Annotated in this window: 11 protein-coding genes and 1 pseudogene; 5 read left to right on the top strand and 7 right to left on the bottom strand. The window is 64.4% G+C overall.

Translation table 11 applies throughout. From position 1 onward, the window contains the following. Window positions 1-140: 140 nt before the first annotated feature. Together B4E36_RS08515 and gloB are read right to left on the bottom strand one after the other, a co-directional pair. A complete protein-coding gene (locus B4E36_RS08515; RefSeq protein WP_292057433.1) occupies window positions 141-563 on the bottom strand; it encodes a cupin domain-containing protein in 423 nt (140 codons plus the stop codon). After that, a complete protein-coding gene (gene gloB / locus B4E36_RS08510; RefSeq protein WP_292057432.1) occupies window positions 563-1333 on the bottom strand; it encodes a hydroxyacylglutathione hydrolase in 771 nt (256 codons plus the stop codon). The genes B4E36_RS08515 and gloB overlap by 1 nt, the downstream gene beginning before the upstream one ends. An 88-nt stretch (window positions 1334-1421) precedes the next feature. On the opposite strand from gloB, the gene B4E36_RS08505 reads away from it, so the two are divergent. The 3 genes from B4E36_RS08505 to B4E36_RS08495 all read left to right on the top strand — a co-directional run bounded on the left by B4E36_RS08505 (window position 1422) and on the right by B4E36_RS08495 (window position 4300). Further along, window positions 1422-2171 (top strand): class I SAM-dependent methyltransferase, encoded by a 750-nt coding sequence (locus B4E36_RS08505; protein WP_292057431.1) that lies wholly within the window; start codon window positions 1422-1424, stop codon window positions 2169-2171. 84 nt (window positions 2172-2255) lie between these two features. Beyond that, window positions 2256-3380: a histidinol-phosphate transaminase gene (hisC, locus tag B4E36_RS08500; protein WP_292057430.1), complete on the top strand. Its 1125-nt coding sequence runs from the start codon at window positions 2256-2258 to the stop codon at window positions 3378-3380. Then, a complete protein-coding gene (locus tag B4E36_RS08495) occupies window positions 3377-4300 on the top strand; it encodes a prephenate/arogenate dehydrogenase family protein (protein ID WP_292057429.1) in 924 nt (307 codons plus the stop codon). Before hisC ends, B4E36_RS08495 begins: the two co-directional genes overlap by 4 nt. 9 nt (window positions 4301-4309) lie before the next feature. Here B4E36_RS08495 and B4E36_RS08490 read toward each other — a convergent pair whose 3' ends face one another. Continuing rightward, a complete protein-coding gene (locus B4E36_RS08490) occupies window positions 4310-5305 on the bottom strand; it encodes a DUF2125 domain-containing protein (RefSeq protein WP_292057428.1) in 996 nt (331 codons plus the stop codon). A 49-nt stretch (window positions 5306-5354) separates the two neighbouring features. Between B4E36_RS08490 and B4E36_RS08485 the strand changes: the two genes are divergently transcribed. Beyond that, window positions 5355-5906 carry a gamma-glutamylcyclotransferase gene (locus B4E36_RS08485; protein WP_292057427.1) on the top strand — a complete coding sequence of 184 codons (552 nt, stop codon included), beginning with the start codon at window positions 5355-5357 and terminating at the stop codon, window positions 5904-5906. On the opposite strand, the gene B4E36_RS08480 is transcribed toward B4E36_RS08485, so the two are convergent. The 4 genes from B4E36_RS08480 to ftsE form a co-directional block, all read right to left on the bottom strand. Further along, window positions 5903-6694, bottom strand: coding sequence for a lysophospholipid acyltransferase family protein (locus B4E36_RS08480; protein WP_292057426.1), 792 nt, complete (start codon window positions 6692-6694; stop codon window positions 5903-5905). The two genes, B4E36_RS08485 and B4E36_RS08480, sit on opposite strands and share 4 nt — an antisense overlap. Then, window positions 6694-7371, bottom strand: coding sequence for a YdcF family protein (locus tag B4E36_RS08475; RefSeq protein ID WP_292057425.1), 678 nt, complete (start codon window positions 7369-7371; stop codon window positions 6694-6696). The genes B4E36_RS08480 and B4E36_RS08475 overlap by 1 nt, the downstream gene beginning before the upstream one ends. A 154-nt stretch (window positions 7372-7525) precedes the next feature. Continuing rightward, a complete protein-coding gene (locus B4E36_RS08470) occupies window positions 7526-8407 on the bottom strand; it encodes a cell division protein FtsX (protein WP_051085087.1) in 882 nt (293 codons plus the stop codon). A gap of 571 nt (window positions 8408-8978) precedes the next feature. After that, complete coding sequence (ftsE, locus tag B4E36_RS08465; RefSeq protein ID WP_026173310.1) at window positions 8979-9638, bottom strand: cell division ATP-binding protein FtsE; 660 nt, start codon at window positions 9636-9638, stop codon at window positions 8979-8981. Window positions 9639-9885: 247 nt separating this feature from the next. On the opposite strand from ftsE, the pseudogene B4E36_RS08460 reads away from it, so the two are divergent. Next, window positions 9886-9989 (top strand): annotated as a pseudogene (locus B4E36_RS08460) (hypoxanthine phosphoribosyltransferase); the annotation flags it as partial.

Raw genomic sequence — 9989 nt, 5'->3', positions numbered from 1 at the left:
GCGCCACCCTCACTGCCCCTGTCGGGGCATCTCTCCCGCCAGCGGGAGAGAGTATTGGGTGCAAGCCGCAAGGCCACATAAAGATCGCTGCCCTGGAGTGTATTCATCGGCTGAATGACCGTGAAACAGAACCGCTCACCTCACCCTCCGGGCGCCCAACCCGGTTCGGCGAGTTCGAAATCCTCGAAGGTGAAGCCCGGGGCGACGGTGCAGCCGACCAGCGTGAAATCGCCGGTGGTCTCGGCCGCCTGCCAGCATCCGGCGGGAATCACCCCCTGCGGGCGCTCGCCTTTCAGGATGTCCGGGCCGAGCATCTGCGTTTCCACCACCTTGCCGTCGGCGGAGCACATCAGTTTAAGGGGGGCGCCGGCGTAATAGTGCCAGACCTCGACGGCTGTATGCAGGCGGTGCCAGTGCGACCGCTCTCCCGCCTTCAAGAGGAAATAGATCAGCGTCGAGGCCCCGCGCCCGCCGCCGGCCGAATCACGAAATGTCTCGGCGAACCATCCGCCCTCGGGATGGGGTTGGAGCCCGAGCGCTTCGATGATCGCGTCGGCGGTCATCAGAAATTGTCCTTGCGCTTGCGGATTTCGGCCAGCACCTCGGCGTCGCTCGCCTCTTCCATGACGAGCCCCTTGCGGATCGCCGGATCGGCCACCCTGAGAAACGGGTTGGTCTTCTTCTCAAGCCCGATCGTGGTCGGAATGGTGAAGCCGCCGGCCTCGCGCAATTCCGCCACCGCCTCTGCCCGCTCCTTCAGCACCGTGTTGTCGGGATCGACGGTCAGAGCGAATTTGGCATTGGCGAGCGTATATTCATGGCCGAAATAGACCTCGGTCTCGTCCGGCAACGCCATCAGCTTTTGCAGCGACGGCCACATATCGGAGGCCGGGCGCTCGAACAGGCGACCACAGCCCATGGCAAACAGCGTGTCGGCGGCGAATAGTAGCCCATCCTCGACGAAATGATAGCAGATATGGCCGGCGGTATGGCCGGGGGTTTCGATCACCTCAACCTTGTGGCCGGCAAATTCGAGTTCGTCGCCCTCGAACACGGCGAGATCGAGACCCGGTATCACCACCGCCTCCTCGATCGGCCCGACGATGCGGCAATCATATTTCTCCTTGAGCATGAGATTGCCGTCGACATGGTCCTTGTGGTGGTGGGTGGTGAAGATGTCGGTGATCGTCCAGCCGCGCTGTTCGGCCTCGGCCATCACCTTTTCGCCATCGGGCGCGTCGATGCTGACGGTCTTGCCGCTTTCCGGCTCGTGCACCAGGACGCCGTAATTGTCGGAACGGCACATGAAGACGGCAATTTCCAGTGAACGCATATCAGGCCTCGCAATTGCTTACTCAATGGAGTTCAATGTAGTACGGTGGACATTGAAGTCCAACCATCAGCCGGGTCAACCTCAGCTCATGAATGCCGATATCGTAGACCTGCGCGCGTTTTATCACACCGAGCTCGGAAGGCTTGCCGCCCATTCGATCACGATGGCGCTGACGCCGATATGGCAGGCGCTGCCGGAGGAAAGGCTGGCGGGGCTCGGCTACTGCCTGCCCTATCTCGACCGCTTCGCCGGCGAGGCCGAAAGAACCATGGCGCTGATGCCGGCCTCGCAGGGCGCGATCAACTGGCCGCCGTTTGGGCCGTCGGCGACCGTGCTCGTCCATGAAGAGGAACTGCCTCTGCCGGATGCCTCGATCGACCGCGTCCTGCTGGTGCATGCGCTCGAATTCGCCGAGGCCCCGCGCGAGACCATGCGCGAATTGTGGCGGGTGCTGGCGCCCGGCGGCAGGGTCGTCATCGTCGCCCCCAACCGGCGGGGCGTGTGGGCGCGTCTCGAACATACCCCCTTCGGCAATGGCCGGCCCTATTCCAAGGGGCAGATCATCGAATTGCTGCGCGAGACCAATTTCACGCCCGCGGCTTTTGCCGAGGCGCTGTTCTTTCCGCCGTCGAAAAGCCGCGCAATCCTGAAATTCCGCTCCAGTTTCGAGCGCTCCGGCCGTACCTTCTGGCCCGCCTTTGCCGGCGTCAACATCATCGAGGCGCAGAAACGGCTCTATCAGGGCCTTCCCGTCGCCGCCCGCGCCGCGCGCAAGGTGCTGGTGCCGGCTCTCGCCCCCCAGGGCGTGCCGACCACCCGCGCGCGACATAGCGGCTGACACTCGACAAAGACCCCAATCGCAATTATTGCTGCTGACGCTAAAAACCGGCCGGAAAAGGCCGACAATTTTTCGAGGTTTCCGATGACCGAACAGATGATCAAGCCAACGCCGCGCCCCGGCATCATGGAGATTGCCGCCTATGTGCCCGGCAAGTCCCACGGCGAAGGCACAGGCAAGGTTCACAAGCTGTCATCGAACGAGACGCCGCTCGGGCCGAGCCCGAAGGCGATCGCCGCCATGCAGGCTATCGGCGAGCACCTTGAGCTCTATCCCGACGGCCAGTCGAGCGCGTTGCGCGAGGCGATCGCCGCCAAATACGGCCTCAATATCGGCAATATCATCTGCGGCAACGGTTCGGACGAACTGCTCGGCCTGATCGCCCATGTCTATCTCGGCGAGGGCGACGAGGCGATCATCACCGAACACGGCTTCCTGGTCTACAAGATCCAGATTCTCGCAAACGGCGCCACGCCCGTCACGGTGAAGGAAAAGGACGCGCGGGTCGATGTCGACGCGATCCTTGATGCCGTGACCGAGCGGACCCGCGTTGTGTTCATCGCCAACCCGGCGAACCCGACCGGCACCTATGTGCCTTTCTCCGAAATCCGGCGGCTCCATGCCGGCCTGCCGAAAAACGTAGTGCTGGTGCTCGACGCCGCCTATGCCGAATATGTCCGCCGCAATGATTACGAGGCCGGGCTGGAACTGGTCGCCGACAACGCCAATGTGGTGATGACCCGGACGTTTTCGAAAATCTACGGGCTTGCCGCGCTGCGCGTCGGCTGGCTTTACGGCCCGACCGATATCATCGCGGCGCTGGAGCGCGTGCGCGGCCCCTTCAACCTCAACGCGCCGGCCATCGCGGCGGCGACGGCGGCGATCAAGGACGACGCCTTCACCCGGGCGGCGGTCGATTACAATCTGAAATGGATCGAACGGCTGACCGAAGAACTTACCGCGCTCGGCCTTTCGGTCACGCCCTCGGTCGCCAATTTCGTGCTGATCCACTTCCCGGATGAGGATGGCAAGCGCGCGGCCGACGCCGACCGCTATCTGAGCGCGCGCGGCTATATCCTGCGGGCCGTTACCGGTTACGGCTTCCCGAACGCGCTGCGCATGAGCGTCGGCACGGAAGAGGCCAATCTGGGCGTCATCGAAGCGCTGAAGACTTTCCTGGCCGCCGCGCCGGAAACGGAAAAGGCATGATTGCTTTCGAACGCATAGCGCTGATCGGCATCGGCCTGATCGGCTCATCGCTTGCCCGCGATATCCGCGCCAAGGGGCTTGCCCGCGAGATCATCGTCTCGACCCGCTCGCCGGAGACGCTGCGGCGGGCGGAGGAGCTGGGGCTCGGCGACCGCTATACCGCTTCCGCCGAAGACGCCGTGCGCGGCGCGGATCTGGTGATCGTCTCGGTGCCCGTCGGCGCATCCGGCGCGGTGGCCGAGCGCATCGCCCCCAATCTGAAGCCCGGCGCGATCCTGACCGATGTCGGCTCCACCAAGGCCTCCGTGATCGCGCAGATGTCGCCCTTCGTGCCGGAGAACGTGCACTTCATTCCCGGCCACCCGATCGCGGGCACGGAGAAGTCCGGGCCGGATGCCGGCTTTGCAGGCCTGTTCAAGGGCCGCTGGTGCATCCTGACACCGGCGGAAGACGCCGACCCCGTCGCCCTGGACAAGCTCACGCAGTTCTGGCAGGCGCTCGGCTCTCGGGTCGACACCATGGCCGCCGACCACCACGACAAGGTGCTGGCGATCGTCTCGCACCTGCCGCACATCATCGCCTACAATATCGTCGGCACCGCGGACGATCTGGAAACAGTGACCGAATCGGAAGTGATCCAGTATTCCGCCTCCGGCTTCCGCGACTTCACCCGCCTTGCCGCCTCCGACCCCACCATGTGGCGCGACGTCTGCCTGCATAACCGCGATGCTATTCTGGAAATGCTGGCGCGGTTTTCGGAAGACCTTGCCTATCTTCAGCGCGCGATCCGCTGGGGTGAGGGCGACAAGCTGTTCGAACTGTTCAGCCGCACCCGCGAGATCCGCCGCTCGATCATCGAGGCCGGACAGGATGTCGAGGCCGCCGACTTCGGCCGCCACGCGCTTGACGACAAAGATTAGCGCATCACGTCAAAGAGGCGGTATCTTGCCGAGCGGGATGAAGCCGAGCACGGCCCTGCCATGTTCGACGCGCACGTCCAGCGTCACCGTGCGCTGGCCGCCGGTGAAGTTCTTGACCAGGCCGGTGACGGAATTGATGACGCCCGCAGCACCGGGGAAGCTGAGCGCGGCAAGCTGGGCGACGCCATCTATGCCCGTCAACTCGAAGCTGAAGCGACCGTCGAGATAGCCGTCCTTGTCGAAGGCGAAGCGGCCCGAGACCGCCATCATCGACTGGCTTTCGCCAATCGCGAGCGCCGCCTGGTTGACGATGCCGCTCTTGCCGCGCAGCATTTGCGGGTGGAAATCGGTCTCGAGCAGCGCGCCGCCGCCATCGACGGTCGCCAGAAGGTTGAGCGAAACGGCGGGCAAGGCGTCGGCATTGTTCTGCGGGCGCAGAACCGCCTCGTTCAGGTTCAGCGCGACATCGAGATCGCCGTTGTCATTGCGCACCAGCCCCTGCCCCTGTTCCGCCGTCAGCGTTCCCTGACGGCCCTGGGGATCGGCGAAACGGGCGGTCACGGCCTCGAAATCGAAGGAAACGAGGCGCGGCGCGCCGCCCCTGTAGATCAGCTTGCCGCCGAAATCCTGCCACTCCGCCCGCAACAGCATGCCGGCGTCGTTTTGCAGCGTGGCGGGGCCGGTGAGCGTTGCCAGAACCGACCACGGCGAATAGACCGGCGCCTCGGCCTTAAGTTGCGGCGCGTCGAATACCGAGTCCGACGTCCGGTCGCGCACATGCAGGTCGTCGCAGAAGAAACCGAATTTGGCGGGAAAGCCGTTATAGCCGATGTCCTCGCAGTTAACGACGACGTTTTGCTGACCCTGGCCCTGAAGCAGCGTGAAAATCCGGGCCTTCACGGTGCGGGCGATGTAGAACCAGCCGAGGGCATAGGCGACGATCACGGCAATCAGAACGATCAGCGTCCATTTCAGAAACTTGCGCGTTCGGGTTGATCTCGCCATCATGGGCCTCATTGTAATTTCGGAACTCAACGGTGTCAGGCAATAGCATATGGACGAATTCTGGATATTTGGCTACGGCTCACTGATGTGGAATCCGGGTTTTGCGACCCATCGACGCATGCCCGCCCGGCTTGCCGGCTATCACCGCAGCCTCTGCGTCTATTCCCACGTTCACCGCGGCACCGCCCACAAGCCGGGCCTCGTGCTGGGCCTCGACCGCGGCGGTTTCTGCGAGGGCGTGGCGCTCGCCGCCAGGGTCAAGGACGAGGAGGAAATCCTCGCCTATCTGCGCGGTCGCGAACTCGTCACCCGCGTCTACCGCGAACTGGTGCTGCCGGTGCGGCTGTCATCGGGCGAGAATGTGCCCGCCATCACCTATGTCGTAGATCACGCGCATGAGCAATATGCCGGCAAGCTCGATCTCGACCACGCCGCCGAACTGGTGCGCGGCGGCCATGGCCAGTCGGGCCCCAATCGCGACTATCTCCTGAATACCGTTGACCATCTGCGCGAGATGAAGATCAATGACGCCGCGCTGGAAACGATCGCTGGCCTCCTGAAGAACGAGCAGCCGCGCCCGGTGCGCAAGGACGGACTCTAAGCTCCGTCAGACGCCCGCAACTCGGCAACGCGCTCGCGCGTCACCTCCGGCAGGTCGAGATGTGGATTGGCATCAACGGTTTCGATCAGCAGGCGGTCGCTTTCGCGCTCCATGGTCTCGACAAGCTGGTCGAAAAACTGCCGGGGCTCCTTTCCGGGCGCAATCGCCGGCAGGATGCGGACCTTGAAATGCCCGCCTTGGCGGAGGAAACTGCCGCGCGGCCAGAACAGGCCCGGATGCATGACCACCGGAATGACGGGCACGCCGAGATCGCGGTAGAGCCGCTGGATGCCGCGCTTGTAGTCGGGCGCCGCCCCCGGCGGCCGGCGCGTTCCCTCCGGAAAGATCACGAGCTGGCGCCCGGTCTCGACCTCGGCCTTGGTGCGCGCGATCGCATCCGCCATGGCGCGGCCGGTCTGCGCCCGGTCGACGGCGATCTGGCGCTGCTTCTTGAGATACCAGCCGAACAGCGGCATCTGGATCAGCTCGCGCTTGAGCATGAACACCGAATCCGGGATCCATGGCAAAAGCATGATCGTGTCCCAGGCGGACTGATGCTTGGGGGCAATGATACATGGCCCGTCCGGCAGGTTTTCCAGCCCCTCGATGGTGAAGGTCGCGCCGGCCCAGAGCCGCATCTGCGCGTTCACGAAGCGGCCCCAGCCCTGCACCACCCGATAGGCGTTCTTGCGCGAGGCCAGGAAATAATAGGGCGACTGCACGATCATCAGCACCGCAGTGCCGAGATAGAAGGCGATGTTGAACGCGGCGGAGCGGATCATCCCCATCAGTTCCCCTCCCCGGCCGGCGCCAGCGCCGAAAGCCCGGTCTCGGCGCGCAGATGGGCGCCGAGAAATTTCATGTATTCGGAGCCGAGAATCCTCAGATAGCGAAGGCTCTGCCGCCACGACGCATCCTGGTCGCTGAACGGCACCGGATAGCCGACGAACACGGTATCCGGATCGATATGCCTGAGCTCGAAGAGCCCGCGCTGCATGTGGTAGGCGCTGGTGACGACGAGAATGCGGCGATAGTCGTGCTCCTCGATCCATTTGCGGGTTTCCACGGCATTGCCGTAGGTATCCAGCGCCTCATACCCGACATCGACGCAGCATTCGAAAAGCTGGCTGTCGCCGCCGATCACGTTGAGGATGCTCTCGGGCGTGGTCGAGGGATTGACGCCGGAGATCAGCAGCCGCTCGCCCGCGCCAGCCTCCAACAGCGCAAATGCTTCCTCGATCCGGCGCGAGCCGCCGGTAAGCACCACGATCGCATCGGTTTCGTAAATCTGCGGCGGTCTTGCGGTCAGCGCGTTGTAGCAGAACGCCACAAAACCGCCGCCGAACACCAGCACGATCAAAAGAAGCAGGAAGCCGACAAGGCGCGCGAAACGGCCGGCGGCAGAACGCCGCGTCCCGCGTTCGCTGCCGCCTTTGCCATGCGGCTTGCGCTCCCTTTCCGCCATGCCCGATCCATTTCCAGTTCTGCGCCCGGCTCGCGGGGTCGTTCTCTGAATGTTTGTGAAACCGTCCGAATCAGACGATTGACCCGCCAACCTATACAACACAGGAAATAGAGTTGAAATTCAGGCGTCAGGTCGGAGAAGCAATTCGAAAAAATCAGCCCGTATCGCTCCGCTCCGGGTCGGAGCGCACGATGTCGATCTCGCGGATTGTCCTGATCACCGTCAGCCGCGTCGTCAGCGCCGTCAGACCGGCGATCGCGACGATCGTGAGCAGGATGCCGAAATAGGCGCCCCAGCCGATCGAGATCGTGCCGAACAGCGCCGTGGTCTGGTCGGCGCCGGGGGTCGCCAGATAGCGCCGCTGCCAGAACCGCGCCAGCACGAAGAACAGGCAGGCCAGCGCCCCGCCGAGAAACGCGCCCTTGAGCGCGACATTGAGGAAATGGCGCTGGAACTGACGGGCGACGAACGAGGCCTCCGCGCCGACGAAATGAAGAACCTCGACGATATCGCGGCTGCCGGCAAGCGCGCCGCGCGTGGCGAAAACCACCGTAAGAACCATGGCCGAAAACACCAGCGCCATGATCGAAACACCGATCGTGGTGGTGGCGTCCGCCATCGCCGACAGCCGGCTCACCCAGGCGCGATGATCGTCGAGCGATGCGCCGGGCACCGCCTTTTGCAGCGCCGCCGCCATGGCCGTAAAATCGGGCGGATTGTTTTCGTCGATGGTGACGATCACCAGCCGCGGCACCGGCAGCATGTCGAAATCGAGCCCGGTGCCAAGCCATGGCTCCAGGAGCCGCTCGGTTGCCGCCTCGTCGACCACCCTTCCATCCAGCGTGCCGACAAACTGAAGCGCCACGTCGCGCGCATTGAGCAGCGCCTGGTTCATGTCGCGGCCCTCGCGCGGCTTGATCTGGATCGTGACCTCGCGCGAAATGCCGCCCTGCCAGCTTTCAGCCGTCGCGCGCACCATCGAGACGGCACCGAGCGTGAGGCAGGCGAGAAACGCCATGATCGTCACCACCGCCATCAGCGCCCGCGTCTGGACATTGGAGGGCGGCACGATCGGCGTGGGCTTGCGCGGTGCCTGGCGCGCGGGCCGGAAACGGGTCTTGCCGCCGAGCTTGGGGCCCGACTTGGAACCAGGGGCCGGACGCGGGGCCCGCGCTTTCGGCGCGGCCTCTGCGGATGGAGAAGCGCCCGGACGAGGCGGCTCGGCGCGCCGCGCAACCGACGTTTCCTGGCCTTGCGGCACGGGATTGGCCCGCGACCGGAATGCTGGCGTCGGGCTTGATGCCTTCTTCCGCGCCTGCGCCGCCCGTCGGACCTCTTCGGCTCGCTCGACCTCTACCCGCCGGGTCTCTTGCTGTCGCGCCGCCTCGCGTTCCTGCGCGCGACGCTCCTCCAGCGCCTCGGCGCGGCGCTGCGCGAGCTGGCGCTGCTGTTCCGCCTGGCGTCGGGCAACCTCCTCCTGCTGCTGGCGGATCTCCTCCAGACGCCGCGCCTCCAGCAGGCGCTCTTCCTCGGCGCGTTGCTCGGCAAGGCGTCGTTCGGCGCGTTCTCTTTCCTCGATGCGGGGATCGCGAAGCGAGCGGGGCGGCCTAGTCATGAATATCGAGCCTTCCTTCCGAAAGGATCATCCGGCGCGCATTATAGCGGTCCATCAGCGCGATATCATGGGTGGCGATGACAACGGCGGTGCCCAGCCGGTTGAGCTCCACAAGCAGGCTGAGGATGCGCCGCGCCATCGGCGGATCGACATTGCCGGTCGGCTCGTCGGCGAGCAGCACTTCCGGCTGGTCGATCAGCGCGCGGGCGATCGCCACGCGCTGCTTCTCGCCGCCGGAAAGCACCGGCGGGCGGGCATGGAGCCGTTCGCCAAGCCCGACCCATTTCAGGAGTTCGATCACGTCATTGCGGTAGGAGACCTCGTCCTTGCCGCGCACTCGGAGCGGCAGGGCGACGTTCTCATAGGTCGTCATATGGTCGAGCAGGCGGAAATCCTGAAACACGATGCCGACCCGGCGGCGCAGCATCGGCAGTTCCTTGTGCGGAATGACGGCGACATCGCGGCCGAACAGGCGGATCAGGCCGCGCGTCGGCTGCAGCGCCATCAGCATCAGCCGGAGCAGCGTGGTCTTGCCCGCACCGGAGGGGCCCGTCAGGAACTGGAAGGAGTTCCGGGGAATGTCGAAGGTCATGTCGCGCAGGACTTCCGGGCCCATTCCATAGCGCAGGCCAACATTTTCAAACTGAATCAGTGCCATGCCCTGATACTGTCCTCGTCTTTCCATCGCCTCCATTATCCGCGATTATGAATAACAGGTCGTGAACAGGCCGCAAGTTATGCGATTTTGGCGGATATCCACGGCGTTTTGGCCTCGAGGCGCGGTTGAACCCTGACTTGCGATTGCCCGGCTGCGCCAAACCCAGTAAAACCGGCCATCTTCAAACATATACGGCGTTTCCGGCCCTTACGGCTCGGCGCTGGAGGCAAGGGAGCGCGCCATGCATGTCGTCCGCGGCAAAAAGATCGAAGTCCTGTTCTCGCCCGAGGAGATTGCCGCGCGCAACGAGGAGCTCGCCCGCGAGATCGCCAGCGGCCCGTCGCA

The organism is Martelella sp. UBA3392 (genome assembly GCF_002358775.1).
Classification (GTDB): domain Bacteria; phylum Pseudomonadota; class Alphaproteobacteria; order Rhizobiales; family Rhizobiaceae; genus Martelella; species Martelella mediterranea.
The sequence above is the reverse complement of the archived record's forward strand: the minus strand, read 5'-3'. Positions and strand labels throughout refer to the sequence as shown.